19 protein-coding genes are annotated in these 20,820 nt (G+C 65.8%); 3 read left to right on the forward strand and 16 right to left on the reverse strand.

All coding sequences use genetic code 11. The features are described from left to right. Positions 1-51 precede the first annotated feature (51 nt). The 16 genes from C8J36_RS14765 to ybgC all read right to left on the reverse strand — a co-directional run bounded on the left by C8J36_RS14765 (position 52) and on the right by ybgC (position 17,598). Positions 52-1,230 (reverse strand): phosphoserine transaminase, encoded by a 1,179-nt coding sequence (locus C8J36_RS14765; RefSeq protein ID WP_062595760.1) that lies wholly within the window; start codon positions 1,228-1,230, stop codon positions 52-54. Between the two features lie 172 nt (positions 1,231-1,402). Further along, entirely contained in the window at positions 1,403-1,729 is a 327-nt protein-coding gene (locus C8J36_RS14770) for a hypothetical protein (RefSeq protein ID WP_132535986.1), read from the reverse strand. Between the two features lie 121 nt (positions 1,730-1,850). Beyond that, positions 1,851-2,624: an outer membrane protein gene (locus C8J36_RS14775; protein WP_132535988.1), complete on the reverse strand. Its 774-nt coding sequence runs from the start codon at positions 2,622-2,624 to the stop codon at positions 1,851-1,853. 114 nt (positions 2,625-2,738) lie between these two features. Then, complete coding sequence (locus tag C8J36_RS14780) at positions 2,739-3,062, reverse strand: hypothetical protein (RefSeq protein WP_132535990.1); 324 nt, start codon at positions 3,060-3,062, stop codon at positions 2,739-2,741. Positions 3,063-3,256: 194 nt separating this feature from the next. Continuing rightward, entirely contained in the window at positions 3,257-4,090 is an 834-nt protein-coding gene (locus tag C8J36_RS14785) for an outer membrane protein (protein WP_062595763.1), read from the reverse strand. Between the two features lie 180 nt (positions 4,091-4,270). Further along, on the reverse strand, positions 4,271-5,623 hold the full coding sequence (glmM, locus tag C8J36_RS14790; RefSeq protein WP_132535992.1) for a phosphoglucosamine mutase: 1,353 nt from the start codon (positions 5,621-5,623) through the stop codon (positions 4,271-4,273). Between the two features lie 766 nt (positions 5,624-6,389). Next, positions 6,390-8,327 (reverse strand): ATP-dependent zinc metalloprotease FtsH, encoded by a 1,938-nt coding sequence (gene ftsH / locus C8J36_RS14795; protein WP_062595766.1) that lies wholly within the window; start codon positions 8,325-8,327, stop codon positions 6,390-6,392. A 104-nt stretch (positions 8,328-8,431) separates the two neighbouring features. Then, complete coding sequence (gene tilS, locus C8J36_RS14800; protein WP_132535994.1) at positions 8,432-9,919, reverse strand: tRNA lysidine(34) synthetase TilS; 1,488 nt, start codon at positions 9,917-9,919, stop codon at positions 8,432-8,434. After that, complete coding sequence (ybgF, locus tag C8J36_RS14805; protein ID WP_132535996.1) at positions 9,919-11,031, reverse strand: tol-pal system protein YbgF; 1,113 nt, start codon at positions 11,029-11,031, stop codon at positions 9,919-9,921. The genes tilS and ybgF overlap by 1 nt, the downstream gene beginning before the upstream one ends. A gap of 234 nt (positions 11,032-11,265) precedes the next feature. Beyond that, the gene (gene pal / locus C8J36_RS14810) at positions 11,266-11,802 is read right to left on the reverse strand and encodes a peptidoglycan-associated lipoprotein Pal (RefSeq protein WP_062595768.1); all 537 of its coding nucleotides are present in this window, start codon (positions 11,800-11,802) and stop codon (positions 11,266-11,268) included. 200 nt (positions 11,803-12,002) lie between these two features. Beyond that, on the reverse strand, positions 12,003-13,307 hold the full coding sequence (tolB, locus tag C8J36_RS14815) for a Tol-Pal system beta propeller repeat protein TolB (protein ID WP_165915062.1): 1,305 nt from the start codon (positions 13,305-13,307) through the stop codon (positions 12,003-12,005). A gap of 96 nt (positions 13,308-13,403) precedes the next feature. Beyond that, the gene (locus C8J36_RS14820) at positions 13,404-14,516 is read right to left on the reverse strand and encodes a cell envelope integrity protein TolA (RefSeq protein WP_132536000.1); all 1,113 of its coding nucleotides are present in this window, start codon (positions 14,514-14,516) and stop codon (positions 13,404-13,406) included. 9 nt (positions 14,517-14,525) lie between these two features. Next, positions 14,526-14,981, reverse strand: a complete 456-nt coding sequence (gene tolR / locus C8J36_RS14825) for a protein TolR (protein WP_062595771.1) — start codon at positions 14,979-14,981, stop codon at positions 14,526-14,528. Positions 14,982-15,002: 21 nt separating this feature from the next. After that, positions 15,003-15,722, reverse strand: a complete 720-nt coding sequence (tolQ, locus tag C8J36_RS14830; protein ID WP_062475077.1) for a protein TolQ — start codon at positions 15,720-15,722, stop codon at positions 15,003-15,005. Positions 15,723-15,989: 267 nt separating this feature from the next. Beyond that, complete coding sequence (locus C8J36_RS14835; RefSeq protein ID WP_132536002.1) at positions 15,990-17,024, reverse strand: glycosyltransferase family 1 protein; 1,035 nt, start codon at positions 17,022-17,024, stop codon at positions 15,990-15,992. Between the two features lie 142 nt (positions 17,025-17,166). Further along, positions 17,167-17,598: a tol-pal system-associated acyl-CoA thioesterase gene (gene ybgC / locus C8J36_RS14840; protein ID WP_062595998.1), complete on the reverse strand. Its 432-nt coding sequence runs from the start codon at positions 17,596-17,598 to the stop codon at positions 17,167-17,169. Positions 17,599-17,786: 188 nt separating this feature from the next. On the opposite strand from ybgC, the gene C8J36_RS14845 reads away from it, so the two are divergent. The 3 genes from C8J36_RS14845 to C8J36_RS14855 are packed head-to-tail and all read left to right on the forward strand — an operon-like array spanning position 17,787 to position 20,811. After that, entirely contained in the window at positions 17,787-19,007 is a 1,221-nt protein-coding gene (locus C8J36_RS14845) for an NAD-dependent epimerase/dehydratase family protein (protein ID WP_132536004.1), read from the forward strand. Then, positions 19,004-19,846 carry a glycosyltransferase gene (locus C8J36_RS14850; RefSeq protein ID WP_132536006.1) on the forward strand — a complete coding sequence of 281 codons (843 nt, stop codon included), beginning with the start codon at positions 19,004-19,006 and terminating at the stop codon, positions 19,844-19,846. Before C8J36_RS14845 ends, C8J36_RS14850 begins: the two co-directional genes overlap by 4 nt. Further along, positions 19,843-20,811 (forward strand): NAD-dependent epimerase/dehydratase family protein, encoded by a 969-nt coding sequence (locus C8J36_RS14855; protein WP_132536008.1) that lies wholly within the window; start codon positions 19,843-19,845, stop codon positions 20,809-20,811. Before C8J36_RS14850 ends, C8J36_RS14855 begins: the two co-directional genes overlap by 4 nt. Positions 20,812-20,820 lie beyond the last annotated feature (9 nt).

Here is a 20,820-nt window from a genome sequence, read left to right on the forward strand (position 1 = left end):
GATAGGCAACGGGACCGCGCGCCGGGGCGCGGCCCTGCCGAGCCGGCTTTTTTAAGCCGCGGCCTTGAGCTGCGCGGCCTTCTGGGTTGCAAATGCCCAGTCGAACCAGGGCATCAGCGCCTGGAGGTCGGCGGTGTCGATGGTCGCGCCGGCCCAGATGCGGAAGCCCGAGGGGGCATCGCGATAGGCGCCGATATCATGGGCGACGCCCTGCTTTTCGAGGAGCGCCACCATGCCCTTGGCAAAGGCGTCCTGCTGGTCGGGCGCAAGCGCCGTGACGGCGGGATCCACGATCCTGAGGCAGACGGACGTGTTGGAGCGGGTCTCGGCGACGTCGGCCAGATTGGCGATCCAGTCGGTCTTCTCGACATAATCGAAGATGACCTGCGCATTGGCATCCGCCCGCGCCATCAGCGCGTTGAGGCCGCCGAGCGACTTCGCCCATTGCAGCGCATCGATGTAATCCTCGACGCAGAGCATGGAGGGCGTGTTGATCGTCTCGCCCTGGAAAATGCCTTCGACGATCTTGCCGCCCTTGGTCATGCGAAAAATCTTCGGCAGCGGCCAGGCCGGGGTGTAGCTTTCCAGACGCGCGACGGCGCGCGGGGACAGGATGAGCACGCCATGACCGCCCTCGCCGCCCAGCACCTTCTGCCAGGAAAAGGTGACGACATCGAGCTTGGAGAAATCGAGGTCCTGCGCGAAGGCGCCGGAGGTCGCGTCGCAGATCGTCAGGCCCTGGCGGTCGGCGGGAATGAAATCGGCGTTGGGAACGCGGACGCCCGAGGTGGTGCCGTTCCAGGTGAAGACGACATCGCGGTTGAAATCGATCGTGGAGAGATCGGGCAGCTTGCCGTAATCGGCGGTGATCTTGCGGGCGTCGGGGAGCTTCAGCTCCTTGACGACGTCGGAGACCCAGCCGGAGCCAAAGCTTTCCCAGGCGACCATGTCGACGCCGCGCTCGCCCAGCAGCGACCACATCGCCATTTCCACGGCGCCGGTGTCGGAGGCGGGAACGATGCCGATGCGGTAATCCGCCGGCACGTTCAGGACCTCACGGGTCAGATCGATGGCTTGCTTGAGCTTGGCTTTGCCGACCTTGGCGCGATGCGACCGGCCGAGCGGTGCATCGGAGAGTGCATCCAGCGACCAACCGGGGCGCTTGGAGCAAGGTCCAGACGAAAAATGGGTATTCGCCGGACGGAGGTCCGGTGTCGCAGTCGTATTCATGATGGCTACCCTTCCAGATAGAAAGCACCTCGTTAGGGAGGCGTGTCCTGCCCTCGCAGATACAGAAACCGCTCATGGAAGGCAAGACAAAATTCGACGGTGCCATCCGACCGCCGTCTCTCAATCCGGGGATCCTGTGCCCGGATATTGTCGAGGCAACGCGGCGCGCACCCTAGCGCGACCGGCCGCCATGGACGGCGAGCGCCAGGGCGTAGCCGGCCAGAAGGGCCGCCGCGAGGCTGGTCATCGGGTGATCGTTGACGGTGGTATGAACGGTGGTGCGGATCGTTTCGACGGCGTCGGCGCGGCGCTCCGAAATGCGGCTGCGGAGCGTCTCGATCTCCGCCTTCAGCGCGGCCACCGTGTCGGCGGCCTCGCTCGAGGACTGGTCTTCCTTGGCGGCGAGCGCCTCGTCGACCAGCGGGGCGTCGGTGTGGCCCTCGGTGGTGTCGTCGGGATCGATCGTGCCGCGGGGGATGGGGTTTCCGATATCGGTCATGGCGGGCTCCTCTGTTGGAGCCAGAACAACCGGACCGCAACAAGGTTCCGCCCGCCTCGTTCATCCCGATCAGGCGAGAGCATGTCCGACGCTGGAGCGATCCCGCTTCGGCTGGAATGCCCTAGTAGAGCTGGAAGCGCAGGCCGGCGCGCACTTCGTGGCGGGACAGGCCGTCGTCGCGCGCCGTCTCGCCGGCCCGGGCGAACATGTCGCCGGAAGCGATATCGGAATAACGGTAGCTGATATCGAGCTTCAGACGCTCGGTGAGATCGTAGGAGGCGCCGGCCATGAGGGCATAGGTGAAGCGCCAGCTGCTGTCGCCCGCATAGTCGCTCCCCGAGATGGGGACGCCGCCGGATTTCGCGGTGACGTCGTTCCAGTCGAGCGAGGTGGCACCGATGCCGGCACCGAGATAGGGCGTGAAGCCGGCGACGGTCGCCAGATCCACATAGCCGTTCGCCATGATGCCGACGCCGCGCAGATCGGCCCGGTAGCGCGCGATGGTGCCGGTCGCGTCGCTGGTGCCGGAGAAACGGCCCTCGAAGAGGTCCGCGGTGATATCGGCGCGCAGGATGTCGGTGAAGCGGTAGCCGAGGCCGAGCGTGCCGGAGACGGGACGGTCGAACCGGTCGTCGTCGAAGCGGCTGCGGGTGCCGCCGACCGAGAGGTCGGAGCCGGCATCGGGGCGGAAGGCGGCCACGCCGAGATCGGCGCGGAGATAGAGGCCGGTCGAGACGGTCTCGGCTGCGATGGTGACCTCTGGCGCCGACAGGAGCACGTCCTCGGCCTGTGCCGCCGGCGAGAGGCCGAGGCCTGCCGCGAGGAAGGCTGCCGCGATGGTCGCGCGGCCCGGAACGACCGATCCTGCAGTGCCCGAATGTGAAAGACGCGTCATGGAGCCCTCGATTGCCGGTGCCCCGCCGGTCCGCGAATCAGGCGACCGGGGGAGGAACAGGCGTTAACTTTTGGGCCGGTATGGTTAATGCCGCGTTAACGCGGGGGCACCCTCTCAGGCGGCAAGCCCGGCGTTGCGGGCATCTGCAAAGGACGCGGGACGCTCCGCCATGACGCTCGCCTCGAAAACGACATCCGCCTCGGCAAGCCTGTAGTGCACCGGCGGTCCGGGCTCCCGGCGGACATCGAGCGGGCCGGCGCCGGCAGTGCCCGGCTGGCCGAGACCGTCGATCAGGGCGTTGATATCGACCTCGCGGGCCACAAGGCACTGGAGAAGGAGGCACACGGCGGCATCCGACAGGCTGTCCACGGGCACGATCCGCTCGAAAATCTGGTCCATGCCGCTATGGCCGGTGATCCGCCAGAAGTGTCTTTCCATCGTCGCGTCCCGTCAAGTTTTCATCGAATCATCCGGGATCGACCCTAACCCGCGAGGCGGAGCGCACAAGCAACCCACGGCACCGCCCGCCATGCTGGTTAAGACGGCGTCAACAGGCCACCCGCTCCGTGTGCCGGAAACGCACGAAAGCCGCCCTTGCGAGGCGGCTTTGCGGCATTTCGGACAGGGGATGCTTACTTGTAGACGGGCTGTTCGACCGGATAGTCCGGCACATAGGCTGCCTGATCGCAACCGCCGAAGTTGTAGCGCAGGCCGGCGCGGGCTTCGTGGACATTAATGCCCTTGTCGCGGCCGGGGCCGCCGCTCGCCTTGTAGCCGAACATGTCGCCGCCGACGATCTGGCGGAAGCGATAGCCGACGTCGGCCTGCAGGTTGCAGGTGATGTCGATCGCCGTACCGGCCATGAGGCCGTAGGTGAAGCGCCACTTGCGCTTGCCGCCATGCTCGAACGTGTCGTCGCAATTGTTGGGGTTGCCGGATTCGCAGCTGGTGTTCTTCAGCTTGTCCCAGCGCACCTGTGTGCCGCCGATGCCGGCGCCGACATACGGGGTGAAGATGCCGTAGGTGCCGATATCGACATAGGCGTTGGCCATCAGGCTCCAGGCGGTCATCGAGGAAATGTCGCGCGAGGTGCAGAACGTGGCGACGCCGCAGCTGCCGCTGGTGGAGCCTTCGAAATCGGTCTTGCCGAGGTGATCGAGCGTCAGATCCGTGCGCAGGTGCTTGGTGATCTGGTAACCGACGCCGATGCCGCCGGTCCAGGTGTCGTCGAGATCGTAGCTGTCGAAATCGCGCTCGTAGGAATTCGATCCCTGGTAGAATTTCGCGCCGCGCAGCTTGGTGAAGGCATAGCCGACATCGCCGCGCAGATACCAGCCGCTGGCTTCGCTGACCTCGACGGGGGCTGCTTCGACGACGGGTTCGAGCGGGGGCTGATAGAGGTCGGCGGCAAAGGCGACGGTGCCGGTCAGCATAGCTGCCACAACGCCGAGCACGATAGTCTTCATGGCTCACTCCATTACAATGTTGTGTCAGCCCACCTCATCGTGCAGCCCGACCGTCCTGTTGACGGGCATCATGACGGAGATTGGTTAAGCTGCGCTTAACCACAATTCTTCACCTTGTTTCGAGATAAAAAAACCCGGCCGAAGCCGGGTTTCGAACGTCGATCATCCGTGTTGGTACGCTTAAGCGGCGTGTCGGGCCGAGCCGATGACGGAGACGAGCTCGTCGACGATGCGCTCCACCTGGCCGCGATCGTCGCCTTCCGCCATGACGCGGATCAGAGGCTCGGTGCCGGAGGGACGGATGAGCAGGCGGCCGGTCTTCGACAGCGCGGCCTCGGCATCGGCGATCGCCTGGCGCACGGCATTGTCTTCGAGCGGCGCACCGGCGGAGACGCGCACGTTCTTCAGCACCTGCGGCACGGGGGTGAACTTGTGGCAGATCTCGCTCACGGGCTTGCCGAGCCGCTTGACGCTGGAGAGCACCTGCAACGCGGCAACGAGGCCATCGCCCGTCGTGCCGAAATCCGACAGGACGATATGGCCGGACTGCTCGCCGCCGATGTTGAAGCCCTTCTCGCGCATATGTTCGACCACATAGCGGTCGCCGACCTTGGTGCGCTGGAGCGACAGCTTGCGGCTCTGCAGATAGCGCTCGAGCCCGAGATTGGACATGACGGTGGCAACGATGCCGCCACCGCGCAGGGTGCCGTCGGCCGCCCAGCTATCGGCGATGACGGCCATCAGCTGGTCGCCATCGACGATGCTGCCCTTCTCGTCCACGATCAGCACGCGGTCGGCATCGCCATCGAGCGCGATGCCGATATCGGCGCGTACCTCGTGCACCTTCTTCGTCAGCGCCGCCGGGCTGGTGGAGCCGCAATCGAGATTGATATTGGTGCCGTTCGGATCGGTGCCGATCGACACCACGTCCGCACCGAGCTCCCAGAGGGCGGCGGGCGCGACCTTGTAGGCGGCGCCATTGGCGCAATCGATGGCGATGCGCAGGCCCTTGAGCGTGACGTCGCGGGGCAGCGTGCGCTTGGCATGCTCGATATAGCGGTCATGGACGCCGTCGATGCGCTTGGCGCGGCCGATCTCGTTGGAGCGGGCGAGCTGCATCGACAGGTCCTGGTCGAGCAGTTCCTCGATCTGGCTCTCGATATCGTCCGAAAGCTTGTAGCCGTCCGGGCCGAACAGCTTGATGCCGTTGTCCTCGAACGGATTGTGCGAGGCGGAGATCATCACGCCGATATCCGCGCGCAGCGACCGCGTCAGCATGGCGACGGCGGGCGTGGGAATGGGGCCGAGGACGAAGGCATCGACACCGGCCGCGGTGAAGCCGGCGACCATGGCGTTCTCCAGCATATAGCCGGACAGCCGCGTATCCTTGCCGATGACGACCCGGTGGCGGTGGGCGCCGCGCCGAAAGATGGTGCCGACGGCGATGCCGACCCGCATGGCGAGATCCGGCGTCATCGGGAAAATGTTGGACTGCCCGCGAATGCCGTCGGTGCCGAAATATCTGCGCTTCATGATCGCTCCATCCTATCGTCCAAACCGTCTTGTGCTGGCCGTCTTCTGCTGGCCGTCTGCCCGAAGGCGAGGCCGGGCCGGACGCCCCTGTCGTCTTCGCACGCGCGGTGCGTCGTCGTCCTTCTGCCACAGACACGCAGAAAACGGCATCCTCCGGGCCATCAGAAATGATTACACGTCGTTACCTTCGCAAAGCTGACCCGAAATGCGGATGGCAGACGCGCCGAGAACCACGCACGCGGGACGCGCCGTGGGGAAAAACAGTTCGGACGAGGCGCTGGAAGCTGCCGCGTGGAGTAGAAGTTGGAAGATGACATCTTCCAGCGCCTCGTTCGGTGGTTTTTCCCGCAGCCCGGCCGTCTCGAAGAGGATTCCCTCGGCTTCACCCGAGAGCGCGTCCGGCAGTCACGGCGCGGCTTGCCGCCGCCTTGCCAGGTTTCACAGGACGATCGCGGTTTCAACGATCGCCGCCTCTTGTATGACATCGCCACACCGCAGGCCTTTATGAAAGGTCCCAGGGCGGACGGCCTCTTCGCGAGCCCGACGATGAGGATGTGCGTCATCTCCTCACAATCGGCACCGGCCCCGCCTCGCCGGAACGCCTTCCGGTGCATCCGATAACGGGACGAGGCCAGTATGGTGCTGGAAAAATCGGGCGGGGAAAAGAAAGCGCGAAAAAAAGGATGGCCCGACAAAAAAATCCTCCGGCTTGCGCCGGAGGATGTCGATGTCGGGGGTCGTGCTGAGGGTGGTTCAGGCTCGCGCCTTATTGCGGCTGCGGCTCCAGACCGCCTTCGGCTTCGCCCTTGGGCGTGGTGCCGTCCTTCTTGGTGCCGGTCGAGGGGACGGCCGAGCCGCGATGCGGCGGCGAGTCGTCGCCGAGGTCGCGGGCGGGCTTGTCGCCGCGGATCAGCGCCTTGATTTCTTCCCCGGTCAGCGTTTCGTATTCCAACAGGCCTTCCGCCACCGCCACGAACTGCGAGTTCATGTCGGTGATGATCCGGCGGGCCTCGTCATAGGCCTCGTCGATAAGGCGGCGCACCTCGTTGTCGATCTTCTGCGCCGTGGCTTCCGACACGTTCTTCGACTGCGAGACGGAGTGGCCGAGGAAGACTTCCTGCTGGTTTTCTCCGTAGGAGACCTGGCCGAGCTGGTCGGAGAAGCCCCACTGCGTGACCATGGCGCGGGCAAGCTTGGTCGCCTGCTCGATATCGGACGACGCGCCGGAGGTGATGTTTTCCTTGCCGAAGGTGATTTCCTCGGCAACGCGGCCGCCCATCATGATGGCGAGGCGCGAAACCATCCACTTGTAGCTCATCGAATAGCGGTCGCCCTCGGGCAGCTGCATGACCATGCCGAGTGCGCGACCGCGCGGAATGATGGTGGCCTTGTGCAGCGGATCGGCAGCGGGAACCTTGAGCGCGACGATGGCGTGGCCGGCTTCGTGATAGGCCGTCAGCTTCTTCTCGGACTCGGTCATGGCGGAGTTGCGGCGTTCCGCACCCATCATGATCTTGTCCTTGGCGTCCTCGAACTCGGCCATGGTGACGACGCGCTTGTTGCGGCGGGCGGCCATCAGGGCGGATTCGTTGACGAGGTTCATCAGGTCCGCACCGGAAAAGCCGGGCGTACCGCGGGCGAGAATCTTCAGATCGACGTTCGGTGCGAGCGGCACGTTGCGGACGTGAACCTTGAGGATGCGCTCGCGGCCGTTGATGTCCGGATTGGGAACGACGACCTGACGGTCGAAGCGGCCCGGACGCAGCAGCGCGGGATCGAGAACGTCGGGACGGTTGGTCGCGGCGATGAGAATGATGCCCTCGTTCGCCTCGAAGCCGTCCATTTCGACCAACAGCTGGTTCAGCGTCTGCTCGCGTTCGTCGTTGCCGCCGCCGAGACCCGCACCGCGGTGACGACCGACGGCATCGATTTCGTCGATGAAGATGATGCAGGGCGCATTCTTCTTGGCCTGCTCGAACATGTCGCGGACGCGGCTGGCGCCGACACCGACGAACATTTCGACGAAGTCCGAACCGGAGATCGTGAAGAAGGGCACATTGGCTTCGCCGGCGACCGAGCGGGCGAGCAGCGTCTTGCCGGTGCCCGGAGGGCCGACGAGCAGAACGCCGCGCGGAATGCGACCGCCGAGGCGCTGGAATTTTTGCGGATCGCGCAGGAATTCGACGATTTCCTCGAGATCCTGCTTGGCTTCGTCCACGCCGGCGACGTCATCGAAGGTGATGCGGCCATGCGCTTCGGTGAGAAGCTTCGCCTTGGACTTGCCGAAGCCCATGGCGCCGCGCGAGCCACCCTGCATCTGCCGCATGAAGAACAGCCAGACGCCGAGGATCAGCAGCATGGGGAGCAGCGTGCCGATGAAGCTCAGGAAGCCGTTCGACCCATCCGTTTCCGGACGGACGGTGACCGTCACGTTCTTGGCTTCGAGCCGCTCGGTCAGCGCCGTATCCACGGAGGGGGCATAGGTCTGGAAGGTCGCGCCGCTCTCGTTATAGGTGCCCAGCACCTTGTTGCCGGTGATGACAACGTCCTTGACGCGGCTGCCATCGACATCCTTCAGGAACTGCGAGAAAGGAACTTCCCGCGAGCCGCTTCGCTCGGACGGCTGCTGAAACATGCTGAACAGCGCAATCAGCAACAGAGCGATAATGGCCCAGAGGGCAAGATTACGAAAATTAGGGTTCATCGAACTCCCCGGAACCGGTGCTGGCCCCGCGACCGGGGCTCATATTTCTTCGCTAACATAGGGTTCGCGAGAGGCCTTGCCAAGGCAATCCGCCTTTTGGCTGATCATTTCATCGCGATATCGTCAACCGGACAGGCCGGATAGGGCGCGCGGCCGAACTTTGCGGCCATGCTTTGCGCGATCATCAGGTCGAAACGCGGCAAAAAGGTGTCGTAGGGCGCGATTACCGGGCTGAGGCAAAAGGCCTCGTTTCCGGCGGGGGTGCCATCCGGGGAGAGCATCTGGGGAGAGGCTCGACCGACGCGGCCGGCGATGCCGGCGGGGATGTCTCGGGAGGTGAGCCTTGCCGTCAGGGCGGGATCTCCGCCGGCCTTTACCGTGAGCGGGACTGCGCCTGTATTCTCGACCGTGAATCGGCCGTCCCAGACGAGGGACTGGCCGGGCGCGACGATTAAGGGTGGCGGGAGATTGCGGCGCTCGCGATAGACGAACAGGCGCCCGCCGCGCCGCTCGAACACGCAGCTGCCGGCGGTGGCGGCGGTGGCCGCGGGATCGCCAAGAGACGAGACCAGGCGGGCGGCGGTCTCCTGTCCGATCGGATGCGGCTTTCCGGCGAGCGTGGCGGCGAGAAGCGCGAGCAGACGCTGCCAACCGACATCGGCAAGGTCGAGATCGGCAAGCGCGATCTCGGCGGCCACCGCCTCATGGATGCGGACATTGCGTGTGAGACGGTCCGACAGGACGGCTGCGGAGCGGAGGCGCCCGGCTGCGGCGTCCGGCGGGGCGGTTTCGGCTCTCGCCGCCGAGGGCTGGGGTCCGGCCTTGCGGATGCGGACGCGCTCGAAACGGGGATCGTCATTGCTCGGATCGTCGATCCAGCCCTCCCCGCGCGATGTCAGCATCTCCCGCACGGCCTGCCGGCGAATGCCAAGAAACGGGCGGCAGATCCAGAGCCGGCGGCCGAAGAGAACGGCGTCCGCCATGCCGGCCAGGCCTATGGGAGGCAGGCCGATGGGGAAACGGTCGCGATCCACCCCGCCCTGCCGGCTCCGGGCGGCGCGCATGGCGATGGTCTCCGCCTGGTCGTCGGCGGAATGGCCGGTGACGACGAGATCGGCCCCGAAGGTCTCGGCCGCTGCGCAGAGGAGGCGGTAGCGGGCGAGACGCGCTTCCGCCTGCAGGCCGGAGGTGACGCCTGAATGCGACCAGCGGGCGACATGGTGGGGGATGCCGAGCCCCTGGCAGCGCCGGGCGACGGCCGCAGCCTCGGCCGCGGACCCGGGGCGCAGGGCGTGATCAATGGTGCAGGCGACGAGGCGATGGGGCGCGCCGGACGTCTCCAGCGCGTGATGAAGGGCGAGGAGCAGGCCGATCGAATCGCTGCCGCCGGAGACGGCGACGAGGATGGTGGACGATGGGTGCAGGCGCGTGAGGAAATGATGGGCCGCGGCAATGGGCTGGTCGATGCGGGGCTGGTCGATGCTGGACTGGCCGATGCTGGGCTGGCCGATGCTGGGCTGGGGGGGCGCAAGCGTCGGGCGCTCGGGCCCGGTCGTCTCGGCATCGGCATCGGCCGGCGCGGGCGGCCGCATCAGCAGGACAGGCGGCTCTGCTCGCTCGTGACCTTAGCCTTCACCGCAGGCGAGGCCTTGGGATAGCGCTTGCCGACTTCGCGCAGCGTCGCGCAGGCGGTTTCCTTGTTGTCGAGCGCGGCCAGCGACATGCCGAGCTTCAGGAGCATTTCCGGCGCCTTGGGCGACTTGGAAAAGGCCTGATGCGCATTAAGGAACGTCTTGGCGCTGTCGTTGAACTTGCCCTGGGAATATTGGGCCTCGCCCATCCAGAAGCTGGCATCGGCCGCCTTCTCGCCCTTGGGGAAGGCTTCGAGATAGTCGCGGAACTCGTTTTCGGCCTGGCTGTAGTCGCCGGAGAGCACATGGCCATAGGCCGACTGGTAAAGATCGCCGGGATTGTCGAGGCTCGCGGTCTGCTGCTCGGTCTCGGGCGTCGAATTGAGGCCGGGCGCGGCGCGCGTGTTCGGATCGGTGGAAGCGACCGAGCCGATGTCGGTGCCGGGCCCGGCACCCGGATTAGCGCCGGGATCCGGCAGGTTTTCCGCATTGGTGCCGATCGGGTTGCCGGCATCGTCGAGGATGATCTGGCCGAGCGTCGTCGGCAGGCTGCCCTGAGAGCCGGCGCCCGCGCCCGGGGCAACGCCCGGCACGCCGCGGGCGGCCGTCTCCGATCCCGTGCTTGCGCCGGGATCGGTAACGGTTGCCGACGGTGCCGTGCGACCGGTGGTCGCCATGGCCTCGTTGGAGGTGCGCGGCGTTTCGAGCGCCCCGCTCTTGCGCGGAGCCGCAGGCTTGCCGCCTTCGAGATCCTGAAAGCGCAATTCGTTGTCTTCCTGGAACTTCCGGATCTGCTCCTGCATCTGCAGGAGCTGGAAGCTCATTTCCTCGATACGCCCGTTGAGGGAGCGGATCGTTTCCTCGAGTTGCCCGATGCGCCCGGCCTCGCTGGCCTGTACCTTCAGCACTGGCGCTTGTTGCGCAGAAAACAGCGGCGCCTGTTGCGCGGGCTTCGTGTCGTTGCGGTGGAACGTCTTGTCCAACCAGCCGGAAAGCGGCATGGCAGTCACGGGCTGGCTCAGCGACCCGAAGGCGCCAAGACCGATCATGGCTGCCACGACAATGTTCTTCATGTCATGTGTCCCGTTCGATACCGATCATGTCGCAGGCCGAGGCGAAGGAAGCCCGCCTCTACCGCACTGCAACCGCCGCACAGTTTTCCAATTGCCTGCAAAAAGCAACGGAGTTCGGTCAAAGTGTGACGAAAAAGAAAGGCGGCCCTTGCGGACCGCCTCCCCCAACCAAAAGCTCTTGTCGACGCGCGGGACCGGCGAGCCGTGTGCCCGCCGAAACCGGTCGTTCGAGACTTACATGTTGCCGCCGCCGAGAACGGTGACCGAGCGGCGGTTCTGCGACCAGCAGGAAATGTCGTCGCAAACGGCGACCGGCTTTTCCTTGCCGTAGGAGATGGTGCGCATGCGGCCGGCCGGAACGCCCTGGCCCGAGAGGAACTCCTTGGCGGCGGCGGCGCGGCGGGCGCCGAGCGCCAGGTTGTATTCGCGCGTGCCGCGTTCGTCGGCATGGCCTTCGACGGTGATCTGGTAGTTCGGATACTTGGCCAGCCACTGTGCCTGGCGCGACAGGGTCGCCTGGGCATCGGCGCGGATGGACGACGAGTCCGTGTCGAAGAAGATGCGGTCGCCGACATTGACCGTGAAGTCCTGCTGGGAGCCCGGCGTTGCCGAACCGCCGGCGCCGAGGCCGAGGCCGGCGGCATCGTTCGGCATGTTGTTCTTCTTGGAGGCGCAGCCTGTAATGGCCAGCGACAGGAACAGGGCGATCGCGACGGGATTGCGTGCGAGGGACTGAAGACGGCCTGTGGCCGGGACGTGAATGCGGCTCATGAGCCGGTCTCCTTGGTAAGCGAAGGTCGGGAATAAGTGAAGTTTAGGGTTGCCGAACTGTAACCGGAAGCGGTTAACCTTCATGCAACGGAGATGGTTAAAACTCTCTCAACACGCGACCATCGCGTGGGTCGTAATCCGTCTTTTGCGGCGGGAAAGCGGCATTTGGCCACATTTCCCACCGCAATCGCGAGATCTGGCTATTCGAGAAGCGGCGACCAGGCCGGGTCGGAAGCAAAGCCCTGCGTGGCGACGCGCTGCTCGTTATAGCCCGTGAGGTCGATGGAATAGAGCTGCGGACCGCCGGCACCGGCATCCTGGCGGAAGAACATCAGCACGCGGCCGTTCGGCGCCCAGGTCGGGCCTTCATTGTGGAAGCCCGAGGTCAGGATGCGCTCGCCCGAGCCGTCCGGCTTCATCACGCCGATCGAGAACTTGCCGCCCGACTGCTTGGTGAAGGCGATGAGGTCGCCGCGGGGCGACCAGACCGGCGTCGAATAGGAGCCGTCGCCGAACGAGATGCGCGTCTGGCCGGAGCCGTCCGCCCCCATGACGTAGAGCTGCTGGCGGCCACCGCGGTCGCTTTCGAACACGATGCGCGCGCCGTCCGGCGAATAGGACGGCGAGGTATCGATGGCCGGCGTCGAGGTCAGGCGCGTCGTCGTGCGCGAGCGCAGGTCCATGGTGTAGATATTGGCATTGCCCTCCTGCTGGAGGCTCATGATGACGCGCTGGCCATCCGGCGAGAAGCGCGGCGCGAAGGTCATGCCGGGGAAGTTGCCGACCACCTCGCGCTGTCCGGTTTCCAGCTGCAGCAGGTAGACCCGCGGCTCCTGGCCCTCGAACGACATATAGGTGATTTCCTGGCGGCTCGGCGAGAAGCGCGGCGTCAGCACGATGTCGTTGGAATTGGTGATGGCGCGCGCATTGGCGCCGTCCTGGTCCATGATGGCGAGCTGGCGCTTGCGGGCCGTCTTCGGGCCGCTTTCGGCGACATAGACGACGCGGGTATCGAAATAGCCCTCTTCGCCGGTGATTTCCTTGTAGATCGCGTCCGCGATGATGTGGGCGAGACGGCGCCAGTTTTCCGGCTGGGTGAAATATTGCTGGCCGGTGATCTGGTTCTGCGCGGTGGCATCCCACAGGCGGAACTGGGCCTTCAGGCGGCCATCGCCCTCCTGCGTCACGCGGCCGGTGACGAGCGCCTGCACGTTGAGCACGCGCCAGTCTTCAAAGCGCGGCGGCGCATCCGGATTGGTGATCTTCTCGATGAAGGCCTTGCGATCGACCGGCGCGAACAGGCCCGACCGTTTCAGGTCGGCCGCCACGACGTCCGAGATCTTCTGCCCCATCTCCCCTTGCAGGAAGTCGGTGATGGCGATCGGCAGCGGCTCGACATTGCCCCGGTTGATGTTGATCTCGACGCGCGCATGCGCCGGGCCGGTCGCAACAGCGACCAGACCCGTCAACGCGACGAAGAGCCGGAAAAAGGTGCGTCTAAGCATGATTACGGAGCCTCTCAGCAGTCCATTCGGTATGATGACGGCCATCCCGCGAAGCGATGGCCGGTGTGATGTCGTTGGTGTTCGCAGAGCCGGCGGTCACAGCAGCATGTCCGACGGATCGAAGTGGATGACGACCTCCTGCCAGGAGTCGTATTTGTCGGCCGGCAGCTTGAACGGTGCGGAGCGGCGCACGGCGCGCGTGGCGCTGCCGATCATGGCGCGCTGCGAGGTGGGCGTGCCCCCCGTCGCTTCGACCTCGGGCTGGCCGACGATCTCGCCCTGGGGATCGAGCTGGATGGTGACGGTGATCACCATGCCCTCGAGATCCGCCATGCCGGGGATGATCGACCAGTTCTTCTGGATCGCGCCCTTCAGCGCATCCATCTCGCTCAGCGACAGCGTGTTGCCGGTCGTCGTCTTCTTGCCGCCGAGCGCTGCCTTGTCCTGCGAGCGCTTGGCGCCGCCACCCGACGATTCCGTCTTATTGAGGAGGGCTGCCACCTCGTCGGCGTTGAAGTCGCTTTCCTTCTGGGACGACGTCTTCTTCTGTTCCTTCGGCGCCGCATCCGTCTTGCGGTCGGGCGTCTTGGCGGTCTGGGCCGCGGCGGTCTGCTCCACCTTCGGGCGTGCGGTCGGGGCCGGCACGTTTTCCGGCAGGGCGGCGGCATCCGGGCTTTCGGCGGGCGTCTGCTCGGCCGGCGTCGGTGTCGGCTCGGGCGTCGGCTCGGCCTTCGCCTCGGGCTGCGGCTTCGGATCGGGCTTGGGGTCCGGCTTCACCTCTTCCTTGGGTTCGGGAAGGGCGGCGACCTCGGTGGCCGGTTCGGCCGGCGGCTTTTCGGACGGCTTGACCTCTTCCTTCACCGGGTCCGGCGACGGCGGCGCGTCCTCCGACTTCGGCGGGGCGGCGGAGGCCTGGTTTTCGACCGGCTTGGACACCGGCTTCGGCGGCGTCTTCATGTCGACGTCGTTGTCGCCGACATTCTCGGCCTCGGGCTTGGTCTGGGGCTTTTGCGAGGGCTTGGGCGCAGACTTCTCGGCCATCGGCGCCTTGAGGTCGCCCTGCTGGATCTGGCTCATCTCGCTGATGATTTCGACGGGCACGGACTCGACCGCCGCAACCTCGAGAGGCTTCGGACTGCCGAGCGACACCAGCGCCCAGGTGAGCACCAGTCCGTGAAGCACAGCGGAGGTGGCGATGCTGCCCTTCATGTCAAAGGCTCACTTGTCCGTTTCCTGGAGGGTCACGAGACCCAGGTTCTTGAAGCCGGCCGAGGAGATGCGCGCCATGACCTTCATGACCGTTCCATAGTCCGCATTGGTATCGCCGCGCACATAGATGCGCTCCTCGTAGCCGGTCTTGGCGATGGCCTCGAGCTTCGGCACGACCTCTTCGAGGGTGATGGGGCTTTCCTGCAGGAAGATCTCGCCGGCCGGATTGACCGAGATCGTGATCGGTTGCGTATCGGAGTTCAGCGCCTTGGCCTGGGTTTCCGGCAGGTCGATCGGCACGCCGACGGTCATCATCGGTGCGGCCACCATGAAGATGATGAGCAGCACCAGCATGACGTCCACGAAGGGCGTCACGTTGATTTCGCTCATGACGGCCTTGCCGCCGCGTCCACGCCCGCGGCGTCTGCCGCCCGAGCCCTTGGATCCGCCCACTGCCATACCCATCGTCGCGGTCTCCGTCCGGTCTTATTGAGCCGCCTGGCGCGGCTGCAGCTTTTCGTCGATCTGACGCGACAGGATCGCGGAGAACTCGTCGGCAAAGCCTTCCATGCGGGAATTGATCTTGCCGGCATCCGCCGTGAACTTGTTGTAGGCGATGACGGCGGGGATGGCGGCGAGAAGGCCGATGGCGGTGGCGAGCAGCGCTTCGGCGATCCCCGGCGCCACGACGGCCAGATTGGTGGACTTCGAGCCGGCAATGGCCTGGAACGACGTCATGATGCCAATGACGGTGCCGAACAGGCCGACGAACGGACCGGCCGAGCCGATGGTGGCGAGCGAGCCGAGGCGCGCTTCGAGCGCTTCGGACTCGCGCGACAGCGTCACGTCCATGGCCCGGTCGATGCGCATCTGCAACCCGATCGGCGAGCGCGCGCCGCGCTCGAAACTCTTCTTCCACTCGCGCATGGCCGAGACGAAGATCGCCCCCATGCCGGAGGTCTGGCGATCCGACAGCGTGCGATAGAGCTCTTCCAGCGACTGGCCCGACCAGAACACCTGCTCGAAACTATCGAGCTGGCGACGGACGCGGGCATAGCGGATGGTCTTGTCGACCACGATCGCCCAGGTCCAGACCGAGGCGGCCATGAGCCCGAGCATGACCAGCTTCACGACGAAGCCGGCCTCCATGAAAAGAGACCACAAGGTCACGTCCGTGGTCACAGCGGCCAATCCAGCCTGTTCCATGCTTTCAAATCCCCGAATCCGGACGCCCGGCAAGAGCCATCACATGCTCGACGCCAGGTCGCTCAAACGTCATTGTTTTCAAGTTCGCCCCGGCAGCCCGCCGCCGATCGCACACGTGCAATCCAAGCTTCGGGCAAACCTTTCCCGCGTAATCTTGGTCAAAGGATGACGTGCAGTGCACAAAATCCCGTGGGTCGATAAGACATCATTATGGTTAAGGGAGTGTTACCGGGGGTCTGCCCCCGGGCGGAAGAGGCGGCCGGATCGTCAGATATCCGCGCCGAGCGTGCGGAACAGCGTCCGATACTGCTCGGCGGCGACGTCCCAGGAGAAATCCCGGGCGCGCCTCAGCCCGTCCGCCGCAAGCCGGGTCCGCAGGCCCTCGTCCCGCATCAACGCGACGATGCCCTCGGCGATCGCCGCATCGGACGCGGGATCGACCAGCAGCGCCGCGCCGCCTGCGATCTCGTCCGTGGCGGTGGCCGCGGCGGTCAGCACCGGCGTGTTGCAGGCCATCGCCTCGACGATCGGCAGGCCGAAGCCTTCATAGAGCGAGGGAAACAGAAAGGCCTCCGCCCCCGCCATCAGCGGCCCCATATGCGCCTCCGCGACATAGCCGATCAGCCGCGTGCGCGGCACATCGGGAAGGGCCTCGACATCGCCGAAGACATGCGCCCGGCCGAGATTTCCCGAGACGACGAGCGTGATATCGTCGGGCAGCGCCGCCTGCGCGATGGCCCAGGCCCGCAGCGTCGCGGCCAGGTTCTTGCGCCGGTCGGAGGTGGCCTGCAGCAGCAGGTAGCGCGCCGGCAGGTCGAGTGCGGCGTGGGTGGCGGCGATCTCGTGCGGCGCGTGCGGGCGGAAATGGCGGCTGACGCCGTTCGGGATGATGTCGATGCGGCTCTCGTCGATGCCGAGGGTCGCCGCGATCCGCGCGCGGGAGAAGGCCGAGACCGTGACGACGCGATCGACGCGCCTGACCAGCACCGGCAGCAGCGCCTTGTAGAACGCGGTGAACGCGCGGGAGAAGAATTCGGGCACATCCAGAAAGGCGACATCGTGGAGCGTGACGACCTGGCGCGCCTTCGACACCGGCCCGGTGGCCGAGGGCGACCAGAGGAGATGGCCGCGGGCGCGCACCGGCAGCACGACTTGCTCCCAGGCATGCGCCTTCATGCCGCCGAGCGGGCGATCCGGCACGAGTTCGGTCATGGGCCCGAGGCGGGACGCGATTTCGGCGGCGACGCGCTGCTGTCCGCCCATGGCGAATTGCGTGACCCTGGCATTGACGGCTATCTTCATCGACATCCCCTCATCGCCCTCCCCCGTGTGCGGAGCGATCCCGCTGCGGCTGGACATGCCCTAGCATCGGCACGTGAACCTTCGGTTAGCGTTGACGGGAGGAGGACGGACGGTGCGGGGCCGACCTCAAGCGAGGACCGCCTCAGGCGAGGAATTTTCGGGCCAGCGCGTCCGGCAGGCGGCGCGGACGGCCGGCGGCGTTGATGACGGCGATGATGACCTTGGCGTCCATCAACAGGCGCCCGTCGCAGAGGATCTGCTGCACGAGCACCATCTTGGCGCCGCCCGCCTTCTCCGTCACGGTCCGGATCTCCAGAATGTCGTCCATGCGGGCCGGCAGGCGGAAGTCGATCTCCATGCGGTGGACGACGAAGACGAGGCCTTCCGCGTCCGCCGTCAGCAGCGCCCGCTGCTCGACGCCGAGGCAGCGCAGATAATCGGTGCGGCCGCGCTCGAGGAAATGCAGGTAGCGGGCGTGATAGACCAGACCGGAAAAATCCGTGTCTTCGTAATAGACCCGCTGGCGGAGCGAATGCCCGTCTTCCGTCAGCCTACCCGCAATCGAGAAATCCACCGTGCCGTTCCCTCTTGCTGCCGTTATCGTCTCCGTTTGGCCGTTGTGGCGCAAAGACGCCATCGCGACAAGCATTGAACAACTGTCATAATTTCTAATTACAGCGGGAGAGACGCAAAATCCGTTCGAGAGGCGGGTTGCGGGCGGCCGGGCGAACCGGGACACCAAACTCTCCAGGAGGCGACGTCATGAAGATTGCAGTGATGGGCGGCGACGGTTTCATTGGCTGGCCGACAGCCCTGCACCTGTCGCAGGCGGGCCATGACATCCACATTCTCGACAATCTCTCGCGCCGCTGGATCGACACCGAGCTCGGCGTGCAGTCCCTCACCCCGATGGACTCGATCCAGGAGCGCACGCGCATCTGGCATGCCGAGACCGGGCGCCGCATCCATTTCAACCTGATCGACCTTGGCCGCGACTACGAGCTTCTGAAGAACTGGCTGGCCGAGCACCGTCCGGACGCCGTCATCCACTTCGCCGAACAGCGCGCGGCGCCCTATTCGATGAAGAGCGACCGGCACAAGAACTACACCGTCAACAACAACGTGTCGGCGACGCACAACCTTCTGAATGCGCTGGTGGAACTGAACCTCGACGCGCATCTGGTGCATCTGGGCACGATGGGCGTCTACGGCTATTCGACCGTCGGCGCCGCGATCCCCGAAGGCTATCTGCCGGTCGGCATCACCACCGAGAGCGGCGAAACGGTAAGCCAGGAAATTCTTTACCCGGCGAACCCCGGCTCGATCTACCACATGACCAAGTGCCTCGATCAGCTGCTGTTCCAGTTCTACGCCAAGAACGACGCCCTGCGGATCACCGATCTGCACCAGGGCATCGTCTGGGGCACGCACACGCAGGAGACCCGCCGCCACGAGCAGCTGGTCAACCGCTTCGACTATGACGGCGACTATGGCACGGTGCTGAACCGCTTCCTCATCCAGGCCGCCATCGGCTATCCCCTGACCGTGCATGGCACCGGCGGCCAGACCCGCGCCTTCATCCACATCCAGGACTCGGTTCGCTGCATCGAGCTGGCGCTGAGGAACCCGCCCCAGCGCGGATCGCGCGTCGAGATCTTCAACCAGATGACCGAGACGCACCGGGTGCGCGACCTCGCCCGGATGATCTGCGACATCACCGGCGCCGAGATCGCCTGGCTGCCGAACCCGCGCAAGGAAGCGCCGGAGAACGAGCTGATCGTCAGGAACGACAAGTTCCTCGATCTCGGCCTCGCCCCGACCCGGCTGAAGGACGGGCTTCTGTCGGAGATCGTCGATGTCGCGAAAAAACACGCCTACCGGGTCGATCGCAGCCGCGTGCCCGCCGTTTCCGCCTGGACGAAGGACATCGCCGCCAAGATCGTCCACGATCCGGAAGGGCGCCGGCTGAAATCCGTCTCATGAGCGGGGGGACTGCCCACGCCTATGTCACGCTGGTGACCAATGCGGACTACGCCATGGGCGCCAAGGCGCTGTGCCGCTCGATCCGCCGCACCGGCACGCGCGCCGACATCGTGGTGCTGCACACACAGGCGGTCTCGGCCGAGAGGCTGGCAGCGCTTGCCGCCTTCGATGTGCGGCTGGTCGAAACCGGGCTTCTGCCGCTGTCGGACGCCTTCGACGAGCGGCACGCGCGGCGCAACGTCCATGCCGCGGCACCCTTCACCAAGGGGCGCAAGCCGGCCTTTCATTCGCCGCTCGACAATTTCTGCAAGCTGCGCCTCTGGCAGCTGACGGACTACGAGCGCTGCGTCTTCATCGACGCAGATGCGCTGGTGCTGCGAAACATCGACCGGCTGTTTGCCTATCCCGAATTCTGCGCCGCGCCGAACGTCTATGAGAGCCTGGCCGATTTCCACCGGATGAACTCCGGCGTCTTCGTGGCCACGCCATCGGAGGAGACGTTTCAAGCCATGCTGCAGCGGCTGGACGGGCCCGACGCCTTCTGGCCGCGCACCGACCAGAGTTTTCTCCAGGCCTTCTTTCCCGACTGGCACGGCCTGCCGGTGACGATGAACATGCTGCAATATGTCTGGTTCGCGCTGCCCGCGCTCTGGGACTGGCCGTCCATCGGCGTGCTGCACTATCAGTATGAAAAGCCGTGGGAGGCGGATCATCCGAAGGCCGAGGCGCTGCGACCGCTGATCGACCTCTGGCAGGCCTTCCATGACGGCACCGACATTCCCGACATCGCAAGCCTTCCCGGTCCGGATCTTTCCGACCGGGACACGAAGGCAGGCTGATGCGGGTGCTGGTCTCGGGCGCAAGCGGGATCGTCGGCCGCTTCGTGGTGGAGCATTTTTTGGCCCACGGCCATGAGGTGGTGGCGGGCGTCCGAGCCGGGACGAGCGCCCCGCCCGTCTTACAGCCCTCATTCTCGCGGCCTACCTTTTCGCGCGCCACCTTCTCGCGACAGGTCGAGACCGTTCCGCTGTCGCTCGACCCCGCGGCGGCGGCGCCGGATTTCGGCGGGATCGACGCCTTCGTCCACGCCGCGTTCCAGCATGTGCCCGGAAGATATCGTGGCGGCGAAGGCGACGACCCCGAGGGGTTCCGGCGTGCCAATCTCGAGGGCTCGCTTGCTCTGTTTGCGGCCGCGCGCAAAGCGGGGGTGCGGCGCTGCGTCTTCCTGTCGAGCCGCGCCGTCTATGGCCGCCCGCCGGACGGCGAGCTGCTGACGGAGGAGAGTGAGCCGGCGCCCGAAAGCCTCTACGGCCGCGTCAAATGGGAGACGGAGCAGGCACTGGCCACAATGGACGGAGAGGATTTCGTGACGGCAAGCGTCCGCGCCACGGGCGTCTACGGCCTGTTGCCCGGCCTGCCACACAAATGGGAAAATCTCGCGCGCGACTACCTCTCCGGCCGGCCGATCGCGGATCGCGTGGGGACCGAAATCCATGGCGACGACCTCGCCGCCGCCATTCTGCTGCTGCTGACCGCCGACGCCGCCCTCGTCGCAGGCCGCGCGTTCAACGCCTCGGACCTGCTGACGAGCCGCCACGAGATCCTTTCGGAACTCCAGCAGGCGACGACCTGCATCCACCCGTTGCCCGACCCGGCCGACCCCTCCGGCTTCGCCCGGATGGACACGACGCGCCTACGATCTCTCGGCTGGACCCCCGGCGGCCCGGAGCGCCTGCGCGCCGACATCGCATCGCTCGCCGATCGCCTCGCCACCGGAGATGCACGCTCACCAGCTACCGACTGACGACGTACC

Origin of the sequence: Rhizobium sp. PP-F2F-G48 (assembly GCF_004342335.1) — a bacterium.
In the GTDB taxonomy this organism is placed as follows: domain Bacteria; phylum Pseudomonadota; class Alphaproteobacteria; order Rhizobiales; family Rhizobiaceae; genus Ferranicluibacter.